This is a genomic window from Ruegeria sp. HKCCA4008 (assembly GCF_013033125.1).
Classification (GTDB): domain Bacteria; phylum Pseudomonadota; class Alphaproteobacteria; order Rhodobacterales; family Rhodobacteraceae; genus Ruegeria.
In genome coordinates this window covers 311,509-329,214 of record NZ_WQDM01000004.1, presented here as the reverse complement: position 1 = coordinate 329,214, position 17,706 = coordinate 311,509, and the positions used below count along the sequence as shown (strand labels likewise).

Annotated in this window: 10 protein-coding genes; 6 read left to right on the top strand and 4 right to left on the bottom strand. The window is 57.0% G+C overall.

Going from position 1 to position 17,706, the window contains the following annotated elements; genetic code table 11:
• Window positions 1-150: 150 nt before the first annotated feature.
• On the bottom strand, window positions 151-2,199 hold the full coding sequence (locus GOW60_RS11975) for a dockerin type I domain-containing protein (protein WP_254443931.1): 2,049 nt from the start codon (window positions 2,197-2,199) through the stop codon (window positions 151-153).
• A gap of 160 nt (window positions 2,200-2,359) precedes the next feature.
• Here GOW60_RS11975 and GOW60_RS11970 point away from each other — a divergent pair, with 160 nt between their 5' ends.
• The 5 genes from GOW60_RS11970 to GOW60_RS11950 all read left to right on the top strand — a co-directional run bounded on the left by GOW60_RS11970 (window position 2,360) and on the right by GOW60_RS11950 (window position 11,920).
• Window positions 2,360-6,271, top strand: a complete 3,912-nt coding sequence (locus tag GOW60_RS11970) for an Ig-like domain-containing protein (RefSeq protein WP_254443928.1) — start codon at window positions 2,360-2,362, stop codon at window positions 6,269-6,271.
• Window positions 6,272-6,318: 47 nt separating this feature from the next.
• Window positions 6,319-7,152, top strand: coding sequence for a SapC family protein (locus GOW60_RS11965; protein ID WP_171229447.1), 834 nt, complete (start codon window positions 6,319-6,321; stop codon window positions 7,150-7,152).
• Window positions 7,153-7,318: 166 nt separating this feature from the next.
• Complete coding sequence (locus tag GOW60_RS11960) at window positions 7,319-8,482, top strand: TolC family protein (protein WP_171229446.1); 1,164 nt, start codon at window positions 7,319-7,321, stop codon at window positions 8,480-8,482.
• Window positions 8,479-10,626, top strand: a complete 2,148-nt coding sequence (locus tag GOW60_RS11955; protein WP_254443925.1) for a type I secretion system permease/ATPase — start codon at window positions 8,479-8,481, stop codon at window positions 10,624-10,626. Before GOW60_RS11960 ends, GOW60_RS11955 begins: the two co-directional genes overlap by 4 nt.
• A complete protein-coding gene (locus GOW60_RS11950) occupies window positions 10,610-11,920 on the top strand; it encodes an HlyD family type I secretion periplasmic adaptor subunit (protein ID WP_171229445.1) in 1,311 nt (436 codons plus the stop codon). The genes GOW60_RS11955 and GOW60_RS11950 overlap by 17 nt, the downstream gene beginning before the upstream one ends.
• 142 nt (window positions 11,921-12,062) lie before the next feature.
• Here the strand turns inward: GOW60_RS11950 and GOW60_RS11945 are convergent, their stop codons facing one another.
• The 3 genes from GOW60_RS11945 to GOW60_RS11935 all read right to left on the bottom strand — a co-directional run bounded on the left by GOW60_RS11945 (window position 12,063) and on the right by GOW60_RS11935 (window position 16,320).
• Window positions 12,063-12,764, bottom strand: coding sequence for a response regulator transcription factor (locus tag GOW60_RS11945; protein ID WP_152460491.1), 702 nt, complete (start codon window positions 12,762-12,764; stop codon window positions 12,063-12,065).
• A complete protein-coding gene (locus GOW60_RS11940; RefSeq protein ID WP_371813355.1) occupies window positions 12,764-14,629 on the bottom strand; it encodes a PAS-domain containing protein in 1,866 nt (621 codons plus the stop codon). Before GOW60_RS11940 ends, GOW60_RS11945 begins: the two co-directional genes overlap by 1 nt.
• A gap of 158 nt (window positions 14,630-14,787) precedes the next feature.
• Entirely contained in the window at window positions 14,788-16,320 is a 1,533-nt protein-coding gene (locus GOW60_RS11935) for an alkaline phosphatase family protein (RefSeq protein WP_171229491.1), read from the bottom strand.
• A gap of 261 nt (window positions 16,321-16,581) precedes the next feature.
• Between GOW60_RS11935 and GOW60_RS11930 the strand changes: the two genes are divergently transcribed.
• On the top strand, window positions 16,582-17,706 hold the full coding sequence (locus tag GOW60_RS11930) for an MlaE family lipid ABC transporter permease subunit (protein WP_171229444.1): 1,125 nt from the start codon (window positions 16,582-16,584) through the stop codon (window positions 17,704-17,706).

Genomic DNA, 17,706 nt, shown 5'->3' with positions numbered 1-17,706 from the left:
CCAACGCTTGGGTCGAAACCAAAAGCACCGCGACATGGGGCGGTATTCGAGCGCTGAGGCTGGGACGTGTCAATTTGGCCGCAAAAGCCGATCCGCACCTTACTGCTTGAAAAGGTACAAGCCTGCTTTGGCCGAGATATCTTTCGGCGCTCAGGCCGCTTCGAGATTTCCCAACAAGATGGAGGTCATGTCCACGTTGATGACCCCATCCACCGCCACGACGTCGACACCCGTCTGATAGGTTACATTGTCCTTGGTAATCCCGGAAAGGTCCGCGTTCTCATCCAGAAAGACCCATTCAGGGTCATGGGCCGTGGGCTGCCCGACGGCGACTTGCAAAATTGCAAGCGCATCCAGGGCGTTTACGGTGCCATCCCTGTTGACGTCTGCGGCTATCAGGTTTTCCGCGGTCGCGGGACCCCATGTCGGGTCGAGACCAACCGAGATGCGCAACACTTGCAAGGCGTCCAGCGCGTCAATCTTTCCGCTTGCCGTGGAATAGTGTTTGGTGATGTCCAGCACTCCGGGAAAGGTGCCATCGGGCAATTCCAGATCGAACCGCCCCTGATCATCTGCGGTGGCGGATACCGTGCCCCCGCCGTCCGGCGTGAACCGGATTTCCGCATCCGTCAGCCCCGGATTCGCAGCCTCGCTGTCCACCGTAATCTGCCCGACCAATCCACCAGAGCTGCCCGGTGTCTGCCCGCCCAGGTCCCCGAAATCTACCGGGATGTGATCCGGTCCGGCGAAGCCTGCGCCAAAGATATCCGTGCTTGTCAAAGCGCCGCCCGAGGCGGATTGGACCTGCACGACCTCGCCACGATATTCGATCTGAGCCCCGTTTGCCGTGCTGGTAAAGGTTAGTTGCTGAGGCGACCGCAACAGCAGGTAGTCGAACATATCCAGACGATCCAAGCCCGCCTGAAAATCAGTTATTGTGGTCAGACCACTACCGGATTGCATCACGAAGATGTCGGCCCCTGCACCACCCGACATCGTCGTCGCACCCTTCCCCGCGATGAGAATGTCGTCTCCGGCACCTCCCAACAGGGTCGTGTCCAGAATACCGCCGCTGAGGATATCGTCCGACGCGCTTCCGTTCACGGTACCGAACCCCTTGCGCACCACACCCAGATCATCGACCGGGACCGTCAGGACGTTCACCCCGGCATCCTGTTGTGACGTCACGAGAATTTGCAGCTCGTCGCCCACATGTGCAACCGCCAGCGATTCGACATTCTGCAACCCGCTGGCCAGCGTATCCGCGAAACTGTCCATATGAACAAGTTGACCTTCGGGTGTCAGAGTGAATAGAGACAGGCCATCATCGCCGCCGCCTGCAACCACAAAGACCCGGCCGTTCACGTCTATGACCGCCAGATCCTGAACCGATTCAAACCGCGTGTGAAGTGTATCAAGCACATGGTCCGTCGCCTTCAAACTTCCATCGCTGTTCAATTGAAGAACACTGAGAGAGTTGCTGCCGGACCCCGCCACCACGACCCAGGATTTACCGTATGCCTCCACGGTCTCGACATCCGTTGGAGTAGAAACACCTAGGGTTCCGAGCGCCGAATCATTGTTGATCTCGGTTAACGTGCCGGTGCCGGAATCGATGCGATATGTCGAAACAGCGTTTGTTGCCGCGTCACTTGAGATCAGAAAAGTTTCCGAACCCGACCGCAACGTCTGCATGGCATCCGCCGTGCCGGCAATCAAACCCGCAAGACCGAGCGTCCCGTTCGCGTTCACATGGTAGGTTCCGATATTGCCGGTATCCTCATGCGCCATCGCAAGGACATCCGAAGAGCCAAGTGAAAACTGCACGATGGCCGAGATATCTCCGCCTCCGTTGAGTACGCCCGTTTCCTTCAGGTTACCGATCGTTCCGTCCGCGTTCACGTCATACCCGACTAGGCCCGTGGCAGTATTGATGTCAAGCGCGATCTGCTCGGTTCCCGCCAGCGTTATCGGCGTGGCACTGCGCCCCACCTGAAAGGTGATCGAACCGCTGTAATACTCGGTATCAACCAGCTGCGGCAGGGCACCGTCGACCAGCCGCCAGACCGCGACGCCGCCACCCGGGCCGGACACCGTGTAGAGATACGTATTCCCGTTAAGCGTTTTTAAAGCCGTATCGCCGATACCTGAATCGAGCGCCGTGCTCCCCGTTGCCACTACACTTTCGAACTGAAGCATCACAGCCATCACCTCCCGCGCCACCCCTGGCAGTTACGGCAAGATGACCAGATGAGCAGACCGAAACCGAAGCAGAATTGTGGTGAAAACGAGAAGTTCGGTTTCAGTTTAACTCAATTTTTTCAGGTCCGATCGCTACGGCAACAAATGGGAAAGACAGATGAGCAAAACGCCAAACACCACATCCTTTCCTGTTCCGATGATCGCGGACACCACATGCGAGGGCAAGATGACCAAAGCACCTGAGGCCAACAATCGTCCGGCGGCTGACTCAACGGACGGAGATCGCAAATCTCAAGTTCAACAATGGATCAATGGTAAGCTTGGTCGTTGGGCGGGTCGCGGCGCGGCTGGCGGCCTCATGTCCACGTTGATGGCGTTGCCTGCCTTGTCACAAGCAACCATCGAAGAGCTTTACGCCTTCCAGTTCGCAGAGACCATTCCGGGTGTGCGCTCCGCCAAGCTGCTGAAAAACGGCGATGTTCTTCTGAAAATGGCTGACGGTCGGACGATGATCGTGGCGGCGGAAAACGTGCAGGTCCTGGACAGCGGCGCAATCATGATCGCGGAAGCGGCGGTTGCTGAAATCGCCCAGTTCAGCGCAGCTGAAGCCGGCGTTGCAGCTGGCGGAATCAGCGGCGCCGGGGCTGCACTGGGCGGCCTCGGGCTGGCCGGTGCAGCTGCCGCTGCGGGCGGAGGAGGTGGCGGCGGCGGCGATTCCCCGGAACCTGTCGCGCCAGCGCCTAAACCCCAACCCCAACCGGAACCGAGCTATACCAGCCTGAACCTGGCCGAACTTCAGGCAACGGCATTGAACAGTGCCATTACCAATGCCGCCGCACCCGAAGGAACATCGACAGTCGAGGTCACGATAGGTTCGCTGGTCAAAACCGTAACACCCAACGATGACGGCGGTTGGAGCATTTCTCTTACGTCGGCCGAAGCAAATGCGCTTCCGCAAGGCGTCTCTACGGTGACAGTCAGGCATCTGGACGATTCAGGCACGGAACTGTCCAGCGAATCCGTCAAGTTCGACATTGATACAATTCCGCCAACCCTGTCGATCACCGGGTTTTCCGATGGCGCTGTTTTGAATGCGATCGAACAGGCAACGGATCTGACGGTCACCGGAACAACCGATGCGGAAGACGGGCAGACCGTTACCGTCTCTATGAACGGGCAAAACTATTCGGGCACGGTATCCAACGGACAATGGAGCGTCACCGTTCCGGCGGCAGACCTCTCGGCCCTTCCTGATGGCGCGACGATTGCCGTTACCGCGGATGCTGCCGACGCGGCGGGAAATCCCGCGCAACCGGCGAGCGGAAGCTTTGATACTGATTTCACTGCACCAACTGTTTCTCTGGATCCCGTGGCTGGCGGCTCGATAGAACTGATCGACGTCGCCGGCGACCTGGCCTTGACCGGTTCCACCACGGCAGAGGATGGTCAGACCATCATCGTCACGTTCAACGGACAAGTGCATACAGGTACCGCTTCTGGCGGAAGCTGGAGTGTAACGATCCCCAATTCCGATCTGAGCAGCCTTTCCACCGGAGTACCTGCATCTGTTCTGGTAGCCGTCGAGGATGTGTCGGGCAATCCGGCAGTGCCGCTTCTTGTATCGGTTCCCGTGGACCTGACCGGCCCTTCCATTTCGATAACACCGCTTCCTGTTGGTTCCGTACTGAACGCAACCGAAGCCGGATCCGACTTGACCATCAGCGGGCTGACCTCAAACGTTGAAGATGGTCAGCAAGTTACCGTAACCCTCGATGGTCAAACATATTCCGGAACAGTATCCGGCGGGGCTTGGAACGTGACTGTGCCAGCTGGGGATCTGGCGTCCTTGTCGGATGGAGGCAACTTCTCGGTTACCGCAGATGTCGACGACGCCAGTGGCGTTACGGCACCGCAGGCCGCAGTGACTTTTTCCAAGGATGTGACCGCGCCGACGCTCAGCATCGACAGTTTCTCGGACGGAGCTGTCATGAATGCAGCCGAGCGGGCCACGGATCTTTCCATCTCGGGCAGTACGACAGCTGAAGACGGACAAATCGTAACCGTCAGTCTGAACGGGCAGTCCTATAGCGCAACGGTTTCCGGCGGCAATTGGAGCGTAACTGTACCTGCTTCGGATCTGACAGGTCTATCTGACGCGTCGACCGTCACCGTAACCGCGGATGTCTCGGACGCTGCCGGGAATCCGGCTCTGCAAGCGAACAACAGCTTTACCACCGATTTCACGCCACCGACGATCGGAATTTCAACCGTATCCGACGGGGCCGTCATGAACGCCGCTGAACAAGGAACCGACCTGACGGTGTCAGGAACGTCCGATGCGCCGGACGGAACCGTTGTTACCGTTGAAATCACGCGCGCTGACGGCACTACGGACGTCACCGGAACGGCAACGGTAACCGGGGGTACTTGGACCTATACGGCAACCGCGACAGATTTGTCTGCCCTGCAAGACAACGAGACTTACAATGTCAATGCGTCGATCTCGGACGCGGCGGGAAACAACAATCAAACCACGACAAGCTTTGCCACTGACTTCACAGCACCTTCGATAACCATAAACAGTCTGCCTGTGGGTGCCGTGTTGGACGTGACCGAGAGGGGCGTGGATCTTGCAATCTCAGGCACGACCACGGCTGAAGATGGCCAGACCGTTTCGGTCACATTCGGCGGGCAAACCAATACAGGCGTTGCATCAAATGGTTCGTGGGCAGTTACCGTTCCAGCAAGTGATCTTGGAATGCTCTCTGACGGAACGAGCTATACCATTTCCGCCACTGTTGACGATCTGGCCGGAAACAGCTCGGCCGCGGCGAACAGCTCACTTTCCACAGATTTTCGCCCCCTGTTGACGTTGAACGATGTCGGGGTCAACAATTCGATTGGTCTTGCCGATGCCAAAGCTTCCGGAATTACTCTCGGCGGGTCATCGACCGGATTGTCAATCGGCCAGTCGGTGGATGTCACGTTAAACGGCAGTTCGGTCGGATCTGCAACGGTGGCCGCAGACGGATCCTGGTCGCTGGCTGTCGCGGCGTCCAACTTTTCGGCAGTGGAGGCAGGTGATGACCTTGTCTTTTCCGCGCAGGCGACAGTTGCGGGTGGACCAGATCCGCTGCCGGTTTCCGAGCAGGCCGTTGCGCACGAACCCGCCGCCTATGTGATCTCTGAAGTTGGGCGCTCGGGATCTACTGTAACATTCGCAATCTATGCCGAAGCCGACCGCGATATCTCTGGCGGTCTGGCTTTGACGGCAGAGCTTGGATTTGACCCTTCGGTTGTCACATTCAACACGGCGTCGGTTTCGGGAAACAACGCCTTCGATTTGTTCTTGGCCAGCCCGGGCGCCGGGGGCGCGATGAATTTTGCCGGCGCCGCGACAACCTTTACAGATCTTTCTCAGCCGCTTGTCACCTTCACGATGACGATCCAGGACTCCAGCCAGCCTATTGAGCTGACAATCAAAACGTCTGATGGCGGGCCGACGACAGTGCAGTTTGGCACCAATGGTGATGACACGCTCACCGCTGCGAATACGGACACCATCACGCGCGGCGGTGACGGCGACGATACCATTGATGTTTCTGCAGCAGGGCGAGACATCGTCGTCTTCGAGGCCGACCCGGCCAGCAATGGTACAGACAGTGTGACTGGCTTTACGATTGGCCCGGCTGCGGATGTAACCGACGCACTGATGTTCCACGGGCTGGACACCAATACGTTTCGCGGTGATGGCACCGGATTCGAATTGCTTTCCACCGGAGACACGTTGGGCACGAACACCGGATTTGTCGGCCTCAGCACGGTACTCACCGACCTCAACCTCAGCACAATCGAAGCCGCTGTCGAGAGTCTTGCCGGAGTCATGGCGGGCGATGAGCTTTACTTGATGGCAACCGACGGAACAGACAGTGTTCTGGTCAAGGTAGATTTCCAGGCGGCGAACGATGCCAGCGTTGAAACCGTGGCCACGTTCCAAGACCTGAGCGATCTGAGCGGCCTGACCGCAGATAACATCCTGCACACCGACCCGACCGGGGCAACGGCCTGATCCAGACCGGCGCACATACAGACGTAATTCAACATCATGAGGCGGTTATGGCACAGAATGGCTTAACTCAGGTCAGTCTTGGACGACATGGTCATCGGTTCTGGAGGCGGTTCACCTCGTTCGATTTCGCACGGACTATGGCAGATTGCCCTGTGGTCGAACTAGAAATTCTTCAGGCCGCCGCCACATTTCCAATCACTTTTCGGAAATCTGAACACGGGTTTTATCCAGTGGCTGTATTGTCCGTGCAACCGGACCAGCCTACGCCATTTGTGTCAGCACATGGCAAATGGCTCGCGACTTATGTGCCATGCGTCTTGCGCTGTGCTCCGTTCCGGCCACGACTGACTGAACCGGATGGTAACGGCCGTGACGAATTGCTTGTCGACGAAACGGCGGGGCTTATCACTGACAATCCGGAAGACGAGGTATTCTTCGACAAATCAGGTCAACTTGCGCCGGAACTGAAAAAAGTCGCAGCTTTCTTTCGCGCCCTGAAAGAGTCGATGAAACACACAACGCATCTGTGTCGTGTTCTTGCTGACATGGGATTGTTTGGTTCACTGACCACTTTTCAGGGAGTTGAGTTTCCGAGCGGGCATTTTGGCGTCACGCAGAACGCCCTGGAGAAAATTCCCCGCGCGCACTTGTCACTGCTTACTTCGAATGGGGGGTTGCGACTGATTCACGCTCATCAGATTTCGCTGACCCACAGTATCTGGCTGACACACGCACATGCCCGCGCGCATCGGGAAGCTGATACTTCTCTGACACAACAGACCACCGGTGTTTCAGGGTTCTTGGACGCGTTGGTTGCGGCGCAACAGAAAGAAGAAGCCATGGACCATTGCAGGCAGGAGGGTCATCATGCGTTCCTGTAAAGCAGTTTTGTCCTGGGTTGCGTTCGCTCTGCTCGCAATACCGTTGTCCGCCTGCACGCCCCTTCCTGATTTGACTCCAGTGGCAGTGTCTTTTGCACCCGGAACCACCGGTGCCGGGGCAGCAAAGCCATCGGCAAAGCTCAGCAGTAGTGCATTCGGGCAACGCGTGCGCCAGGCGGTAGAAACAAGCCCGACACTGGCGCAAAGCAATACCAGGATGGATATCGCATCAGCCAATCAAGATGCGGCTGAAGGCGCCTTTCTTCCGCAGATATCGTTGGGAATAAATGCTCGGTCCGAACGGGTCGAATCGGATATTGCAGATGTTTCACCCTATCTGAGAATTTCCCAATTGGTTTATGACGGCGGGGCTGCCTCGGGGGATCTGACAGCAGCCCGGGCACGTGTTCTGGAAACACGGGGCGATCAAATTCAGACGGCATCGGCCACGGCGCTGGCCGCCATCGAGACCTATGTCCTTGTCATTGATCAAAGAAAGTTACTCCGCATCGCGGCTGACAATGTTTCGGTTCATGAAGAACTGGTGCGCCAGATTTCGGATCGCACAGCGGGCGGCGCCGGTTCGAATGCTGATGTTCTGACCGCGCAGTCCAGAATGGCAGATGCACGCACAAGACTGGCTGACGCACGATCACGAACTGATCGGGCCGAAGCGCGGTTTCGAGAAGTGTTCGGGACTTTTCCCGGCTCATTGCCCCCGCCTGTACCAGCTCCACCGCTGAACAAAAGTGATGGCCAGATCGTGATGAACAGCCCTCAGATCCGCCGGGCGGATGCTGGCTTGCTGGCAGCCAAAGCCGAATGGTCGGCCGCGCAGGCACGGCGCAAACCGAACGTTCGGGTCGCCGCATTTGCCAACCAGGATGACACTCGGGATGCGAATTTTGGCGTGGATCTTTCTTTCAACTACGAGCTGGACAGCACCGGCCAACGCCGCGCCGCCATCGCAGCAGCAGAAGCCAAAGTGAAAGAAGCGGAGTTCGCCAGAGAGCAATTGGTTCGCGAAATCATGCGGGAGCTGGGCTTTATTCGATCCGATCAAAAAGCAGGCGCAGAACGGCTGCGCGCGGCCCGTATTGCGGCAAGTGCCAATGCCGACAGTGTTGCTGCATCCCGCGCACAGTTCTCGATCGGGCGCCGCAGCCTGATCGAAATCCTGGACGCTCAACGCGATTACGTAAATGCGCAAGAACGCCTGATTCTGGCCGAACAGAGTTATTTTCTGACCAACTACGCGGCACTGAGCCTTACCGGAGACATTCTGGACCTGCTCGGAATTTCGCTTGGCAATTGGAACGAGGTGAAATGAGCACGTTGAAATCAATGCAGGACCGCGCTCGTTTGACATGCTACGAAGCCTGCCTTCTGAATATCGCCGCGACGCTTGAACGCCCTTTGACCCTTGCAACGATCCAGGCGTCGCAGACCGGTTCGGACGGGGATCTGACTGTTCGTGACATCCTCTCGGTGGCGGAAAACACAGGTCTACAGGCGGGCTATGGCGCGCGGCACATCGCGAGTTTTGACGAACCATTGGCTCCGGCCTTGTTGCTGATGTCCGAAAACAAGGCGGTTGTGTACCACGGTCGCGCAAAAAACGGTGCCTTGCTGGTCTATGACCCGGAACTTGGTGAAGGAATCGGTGAGGTTTCAGAAGAACAGCTGGCCAAGTCCTACACCGGTTTCGCGGTCTTGTTTCGGCGAAATCATACAGATGAATTGGACACCGGTCACACGGCTTACCGAGGTCATTGGTTTCGCGCGGCGCTGTCCGCCAATCGATGGACTTACATACAGGTTGCTCTCGCTGCGGCACTGGCAAACCTTCTTGGCTTGTCGACCTCAGTTTTCATCATGGTTGTCTATGATCGCGTGTTGCCCAATGAGGCAACCGAATCGCTCATTGCCTTGACGGCGGGCGTGGCTCTTGCGCTGCTATTTGACTTCGCGCTGAAATTGCTGCGGGCAGCGTTCATCGACAAGGCCGGGCAAAAAGCCGACTTGTTCATGGGGCGGCGAATTTTCGACCACGTTCTGAACATCCAGATGAAGTCACGCGCGGGTTCCACCGGCGCCATGACCAGTACCATCCGTGAATTCGAGACCCTGCGCGAGTTCTTCACGTCCGCAACGCTTGTTGCAGTCGTGGATCTGCCGTTCATCGGGTTGTTCATATTTGTGATTTACCTGGTCGGCGGACAACTGGCATTGGTCCCGGCTCTGGCCGTGCCTGTGGTTCTGCTGACAGGTTTGGCCGTACAGCCGCTTCTGTCCCGCATGGCAGAAAAGAGCCTGTCTGACGGGCAATCCAAACAATCGGTCCTCGTAGAAGCTGTCTCGGGCCTTGAAACGATAAAGACAACGGCCGCGGGCCGGCAAATGCGTTCCCGATGGGAGCAGGCGATAGAACGGCAATCCTCGCACGGTGCTCAGAGCCGGGCCGTTACACAATTTGCTCTCAACCTCACCGGTTTTACGCAACAAGCGGCACAGGTGTTGATCGTATTTTATGGTGTTTTTCTGATCACAGACGGTCAGACCAGCATGGGCGCTTTGGTTGCCTCGGTGATGCTGACAGGGCGGGCGCTGGCGCCTTTAGGGCAGCTGGCGCAGACCTTGACAAGGCTTAACCAAGCCCGAAGTGCATACCGAAACCTCAACGCGTTGATGATGGCGGAAAGCGAACGCCCACAAGGCCGAACATGGGTGAACCGGCCCCATTTCAAAGGGGCGATCGCCTTCAACAACGTGTATTTTTCCTACCCTGATCAGGGGGAAGATACCCTGCGAGGCGTTTCATTCACGATCAAACCGGGTGAAAAGGTGGCGATCCTGGGTCAGATTGGCTGCGGGAAAAGCACCATCGCACGTCTTTTGCTTGGATTGTACGCGCCGCGTGTAGGATCTGTCACATTCGAAGGCCTTGATATCCGCCAGATCGATCCTGGTGATCTGCGACGCAATATCGGATCCGTCCTGCAGGACATATGGCTCTTTTCCGGATCAGTCCGGGACAATATCGCAAGTGGCGCAATCCGGCCAAAAGATCACGAACTGATCGAAGCAGGCCGCGCCGCCGGGGTTGAGGATTTCGTGGCCAACCATCCCGGGGGTTACGATCTTCAACTCGCGGAACGCGGCGAAGGCCTCTCTGGCGGACAGCGGCAAGCCATTGCCCTGGCAAGGGCACTCATAGGCCGTCCGCCGGTTCTCCTGCTGGATGAACCAACAAGCGCGATGGATGTCAAAACCGAAGCCCAGGTTATCCAACGTCTGAAAGAATGCACGGCAGAGTCCACCATGGTTGTCATTACACACAGAACCAGCCTGTTGGAGCTTGTTGACAGAGTCATCATCCTTGAACACGGGAAAATCGCGGCGGATGGCCCCAAAAGCATGCTGACGCAACATGTTCGTCGGACAGGGAGGCACCTGAATGTCGCAGCATCCTGATCTGGCCACCCTGGCGCGTGAGATGCAGGGACGCTCTCCTGTTCGGAGTTCCTTGCTGCTTTTGGTGATTCTGCTCTGCCTGATCGCCGCGCTATTGTGGGCGCATCTGACCGAACTGGACGATGTCACGCGCGTGGACGGCCGGATCGTGCCTTCCGGAGACATCCAGCTGATCGAAGCCACCGAGCCCGGCGTATTGCAGTCATTGCACGTACGCGAAGGCCAACTGGTCGAAAAAGGTTCACTGCTGATGGAACTGGAAACAACCCAAATTGACAGTCAGCTCAGTCAGGAACAGCAACGCGCGTTCGGGCTGATGACGCGCATCCAACGTCTTCGGTCCGAAATTGATGGGACACAACTGGATTTCGATGTTCAACTGATCAACGGCGCGCCTACCGTCGTGCAATCCGAAACTGCACTGTACCAAGGCCGGCAGGCTGAGTTGGAGGCAGAAATAGCCATCCTGGAGCGTCAGCGTCAGCAAAAACAGCGAGAGTTTGAGGAAGGCCTGGTCGATCAAGTGATGGCAGAAGAAACCCTGCTGGTCCTGGCCGAAGAGAGGGCCATCATGGCGCCGCTGGTCGAGCGTCAAATGGAGCCTGCAACAACATTGCTTGCGTTGCGGCGGAGTGAAGCCGAATGGCGCGGTCGCAAGGTGCGGGCAGAAGCTGTGACCAACAGGTTGCAAACGGGCTTGGACGAAATCGACGATCGGATTCAAGCGGTGCGAAGCCGGTTTCGCAGCGCCGCGCTGACGGATCTGGCGCTTGCCACTGCCGAGCTGGCTGCCTTGCAATCCGCCCTGCCCGCTTTGCGCGACCGGGCGTCAAGGGCACAGGTTCGGTCTCCGGTACGCGGCATTGTAAACCGGATTCATCGCTCAACCATCGGCGGTCTCGCCCGCAGTGGAGAGGACCTTGTTGAAATCGTGCCGCTGGACGACACATTGCTGGTTGAAGCCTATGTAAAGCCTGAGGATATCGCGTTTTTGCACGCTGGTCAGCCTGTGAAGGTCAAAATCACGGCTTATGATTTTGCACGATACGGGGCGCTGGATGGTGAAATCATCCGCATCGGTGCAGACACGGTCACACGATCAGAGCGGAATGACGAAGAGGTCTTTGTGGTCGAGATCCGAACCAAAAGCACCATGCTTGATGGAAATGGCATAGCGGTCGAAATCATACCTGGAATGATCGCCGAAGTGGACATTCTGTCTGGTCGCAAAACAGTGCTGGATTATATTCTGCAACCGGTTGTGAAGATAAAGGATCAGGCATTGCGCGAATGAGCGATGGGGCAATTGGGGACAGATGTGTCACTTCCGATACGGAAATCTCGGTGTCAGCAGCTTCAGCACGGAAGGCTCGAAAGGGTCAAACAGACATGGAAAACAACTCATCTGACCAAGTCTCGGCCGGTTGGATCTGCGTCTACTTCCAACCGACATCACCCAAGAATATATAACCCGCCCCATAGATCGTCTTGATCAACCGCGGGTTCTTGGGATCCTCTCCCAGCTTGGTACGCAACCTGGAAATCCGAACATCCATCGCCCTGTCAAAACTGTCTCCGGCTGCGCCGCCCAGGGACTCCTGCATTTGTCCCCTGCTGATCAGCCGCTTGGGGCTTTCCAGAAACAGCCGCAGGACTTCCCCCTCTGCATGGCTGAACGGCGTTTCGTCACCTGATTCACTTTCAAGGACGTATCGGTCAAAATGTGCGGTCCAGCCGTTGAATTCCGCCGTGTCCGAATGAGAGGTCTGAGTGCGGGGTGTTCTTAATCTTGCCCTGATCCGCGCCACGACTTCCGCAGGGTCAAACGGTTTTGTAATATAATCGTCTGCCCCAAGTTCCAGCCCCGTAACACGGTCCTGCACCTGCGCGCGCCCCGAAATGATGATCACGGCCGCGCCTTGTTCCAACGCCAGACGATGAACCAACGCCAGCCCATCCGTATCCGGCAATGACAGGTCGACCAGACAGACATCGGGCGTCACACGGTTGAGCGCAGCCTCGAATTCTCGCGCGCGGGAAAAACTCTGCGTACGGAAACCGGCATCCTCCAAAGCGTCCGTCAGGATGCGTCGGATTTCGGGTTCGTCGTCGAGGATGGTAACCAGCGGTTGCGTCATCAGGCGGCCTCGGTTTGGATCAGGGCTGACAATTGAGCCTGCGAAAACGGTTTACGCAACACCGGGGCCAACGCAAGGGCGCGCTGGTACAACGGGTCCGAACTGGGCAGCGATGTCATAAGGATACATGGCAATCCCGGCTTCACCTGCCGCAAAATATCCAGACCGGTACCACTTCCTTCGAGACGGATATCGGACAGGACAAGAGAAATGTCTTCAACGCTGTCTATCAACGCCAGCGCCTCATCTACCGAATTGGCCTCGATGACGGCGAAGCCCAGCTCTACCAGCATATCCCGAAACTGCCCCCGCAAATCTTCGCTGTCTTCGACCAGAAGCACCAAACCGCCTTGCACGGGCGGAGCTGGCCGATAGGGCAACCGCAAAACGACGGATGCGCCCGATGGCGTGTTCTTGAGGTTCAGATCGCCCCCGGCCAGCTTGACAGTGTCATACACCATGGGCAGTCCAAGCCCCGACCCGTCGCTTCCCTTGGTGGTAAAGAACGGGTTCAGCGCCTTTTCCAGCGCCTCTAGCGTAAAGCCTGGGCCAGTGTCCGATACGGTGATTTCAACCCAAATTTCTCCGATGGTATGCGCGCTGATTGTAATCTGGCCCGAACTGCCGCAGGCATCCCGCGCATTCAACACCAGGTTCAGCAACGCATCCTGCACCATTCCCGGGTCCAACATCAAAGCCCGGTCGGGCAAAGTGTTGACCACCGACAAACCGACGCCGCGCGGCAAAGAAGGCGAAGCCAATATTCTCAGGTCTTCCAACAGCGCCTTCATGTCCGTGGCCTGAGGATGTGGCGTTCGGTTCCCGGTCATGTCCGCAATCCGGTTCAGCAATTGCCCACCCCGACGCGCCGTTTGCTGTGTCGCGGCAACCAGCTCATGTGCTTCATCCGACAGGTCCATTTTGTTCAGTTTGGACTGCATCCCAAGGATGATCGTCAGCAAGTTGGAGAAGTCATGAGCCAATCCACTGGTCATTTGGGCGGCCATAGCCCGGCGGCGCGTTTGCTGCAAAACGACGCGCGCCTGCGTTTCTTCGGTGATATCAACCGACATTACATAGACGCCACCGGCGTCATCCGGCGTGAACGAAACGCGGATGCGTCGGGAATCCTGATCCTCGTTGAACTCGAATACGGAGGTTTCTCCGTCATAGGCTTTTGCCAGATGCGCTTTGACCCGCCGATACGCGGCGGCACCAAGCGCTTCGGATATGTGAAGCCCAAGAATCTCGGACGGACGTCCGGGCAGAACCGCGCTCAAACGGCGGTTGGAGTAGTCATATCGACCAGTGCTGTCCAAATGCGCGATATGAGCCGGCATCATTTCGGTCATCATGCGTGTGCGGGCTTCGATTTCGGTCAGCTCGCGTTTGGCCTCTTCCAATGCCTTGATCGTGGCCGCAAGCTTTCGGTTGGTTGCAGACAGTTCTTCGGCGTGGCCGAGCAATTGTTCCGACAGTTCTTCTGATCGCGCCCGCAGCAGGTTTTCGGCACGCCGGGTGCCGGTAATGTCAGTGTAGACCGCGACCCATCCGCCCTGTGGCAACGGCGCGCCCTCTATCGAGATAACCTGCCCATTGGGCCTTACGCGTTCCATGTAATGGGGCTCGAAAGCCAAAGCCTGCTCGACGCGCAGGTTGACCATTTCGTCCACACTTTCGTCGTCACCGTATTCGCCACGGCTGGCGAGAAAATGGATGGTATCCCGAAACAAGGCTCCGCGTTCGACCAGCTCGTCCGGCAGGTCGAACATTTCTTTGAACCGACGATTGCTCAGCACCAGTTTCAGGTTGCTGTCATAGATCGAAAGCGCCTGACCGATGAGATTCAGTCCGGCAGTCGTCATCGCCTTTATGCGCTGTTCGGTAATGTCCAGGTTCGTCTTCTCCACGCCCCATGGGTACCATCAGAATTGATGCGCCGGTAGTGGAATTGATGCACGACAAAACGTCTCATGCAACTTGCCTGATCCGACTGAAAAGAACGCGAAAGCGTGCCGTGATCCTAATATCTGGAACGGGACTTCGCGCCTTCGGACGTGATGGAGTGCAACGACAAGGTATGATCCATGTTTCGCATCCGATGGCGCAGCATCTGTCTGCCCAACCGGGCAAGATCAGCCGCAAACGCGGGGTTTTCCGCAAGGTTTTCGAATTCTCCCTGTCCCTGGTGATCAAACAGCATCGGCGCCAGGTCAGCTGCAAATTCGATCAACGTGAATCGTTCGTCCCGCAATATTCCCAGACAGGAATCACTGTTGCTCGTTCCCAACCTCCGTTGCCAGAGGGTCGGTTCTTCGGGTTCCGAGAAATCCAGCTCGCTGAAGGAATAGCTGCGCCAATCATCAGGAATGTCGCCGTGCAACAAGGGCAGCAAAGACCTGCCATCCATGGCGTTTGGAACAGTCTGCCCAATCCAATCAAGGATAGTCGGCGTGACATCAATCGACTCGGTAGGAACGGTCACTTTCGCGCCGGCCATGGCCTCGTTCCCCGGAAGGCGTATCATCAACGGTGTGTGATAGGCCGCGTCGTACACAGTCATTTTGCCCCAGCTGTACCTGTCGCCCAACATTTCGCCATGATCAGCCGTAATGACCAGCATGGTATCGTCGTATTGCCCGCTGTCCTTGAGATACTGAACGACGCGCCCGATATGGTGATCGACCTCAGTCGCCAATCCCAGATAAACGGCGCGCAAAGTGCGAATGTTTTCATCCGTTGGCTCAACGTCAGCAAAGCCATGAACAAACTTTTCTGCCGTGTAGGCGTCCAGCTTTGGCCCGAAAAACGGATGCAGCGCCTTCTCAGCGGCTTCGCTCGGCAGGCGTTTCGGCAAAGGGATTTCCGCCGGATCGTACATGTCGTTATACGGGGCAGGCGCAACCAAAGGAGGATGCGGACGGATGTAAGTCAGATGAGCAAACCATCCCTCGCCTTGATGAGGTGCAATCCCGTCCAGAAACGCATCGGTCAGGAAGGCTGTGTCGCTGTGTTCTGCCCGATACATCGCCGGGTCGTTCAGCTTGGGCGTTTGACCATCCGGTGAGACAGGTTTGTAAACATCCCAATATGTATCGAACGTATAACCATTTTTCATCAAATATGATCGCCAAGGGTATGACTCTTCCAGGCGCATTTCGACAACTTCAAGGAACCCGTTCATCGATTGTTCGTAAGATTTGAGCACGGGGTCGTTGGGATCATGGACTCGGGGATCGGCAGACGTATCGGTGTACCCGAACAGCATCGGCATATAACCCGCCTTTCGCATTTCCGTGGCGATGTTCGGCGTATCATGACGCAGCGGAGTTCCATTTCGCACGGAACGATGGTTCATCGCGTACTGGCCGGTCAAAATCGATGCGCGGGATGGCCCACAGGGATTGGTGACAGAGAAGTGGCGCGTAAAACTTACCGCCTCGTCCATGAAAGCCCGTAGGTTCGGTAGCTGCACGTGCTCGGCCAGAGCGCCGTTCAGGCAATCTGCCCTCAATTGATCGATGATGATGAACAGAACGTTCTTGGCGTGATGCATACCGACTTCTCCGAATTCCGCACCCAGGGTTCCGCAGCGGAATGTGTCCCGCTTCCGTTTTTCGCGCAACCGATTAGTCGAACAGCCCTGCGTTTTCTTTTCCGGCCTGACTTGAGCCGCGAAAAGTAACGGAAATGTCTCTAGTTATGCTAGCTCCTGCTCATGGTCCGGCGTGACGCCAAGGCCATCCTTTGCGGCAAAAACCGGGTCAATGGGCACAAAGTCATTGCAGGCATTGAATGTTTTACTTCACATGGCACCATGACGCAGCCAACGATCACATCAGAGCGCGACGCCAGCGGCAATCAAGTGCGCATATCTGGTGAGTTGCTCACGCAATCCCTGCAAACCGTGGAGCATGATTTTGCTGCGGTCCAACCTTGTGGGGGCAAGGTCGTTTTTGATCTGTCCGGCATAGAAGCACTGGATACGGGCGGGGCCTGGCTGGTTGCGGACCTAGGCCGGAGGTTCACGTCAAACGGTGCCACGCTGGAGTTTCAAGGCGTGAAACCCGCACATGCGACACTGATAGACACGGTGACACGCAGCATCCCGGACAAACCCGGCAAGCTCGAGGACCCTCGCGGTTTTCTGGACTGGGTCGCTCATGTGGGTCAGGGCACATTCGGAGCCTGGAAGGATACCCTGTCGATCCTCGAATTTCTGGGCCTTACCCTGCACCGCTTGTTTCGGACCCTGGTCATGCCGTGGCGCCTGCGCAAAGCGGCCCTTGTCACTCATATGGAGGAGACCGGGGTCAAAGCCCTTCCCATCGTGGCCCTGATGGGTTTTCTGATCGGTGTCGTGCTGGCCTTTCAGGGTGCGACACAATTGAAACAGTTCGGGGCCGAGATCTTTGTGGTCGAACTGATTTCGATCTCGATTCTGCGAGAGCTGGGAATTTTGCTGACCGCGATTATTGTTGCCGGTCGCTCGGGTTCGGCATTCACGGCCTCGATCGGTTCGATGAAAGTACAGGAAGAGATCGACGCCATGCGGACGCTGGGCCTTGACCCGATCGAGGTTCTTGTCATTCCACGTGTTTTGGCGTTGCTCATCATGCTGCCCATTCTTGGGTTTGTCGCAGATATGGCCGGCCTGTTCGGCGGCGCGCTGATGAGCTGGATCGATCTGGGCGTAAGCCCGGGCATGTTTGTCACCCGTTTGAAGGAAAACACCGACGTCTGGCAACTTGCAGTTGGGTTGATCAAGGCACCGTTCTTTGCGCTGGTCATCGGGGTCATAGCATGCTGGCAGGCCTTGCAGGTCAAAGGGTCGGCCCAGAGTGTGGGGCAGCGTACAACCGCATCGGTTGTGCAATCCATTTTCATGGTGATTGCAATCGACGCATTGTTTTCGATTTTCTTTTCCGAAATCGGAATCTGA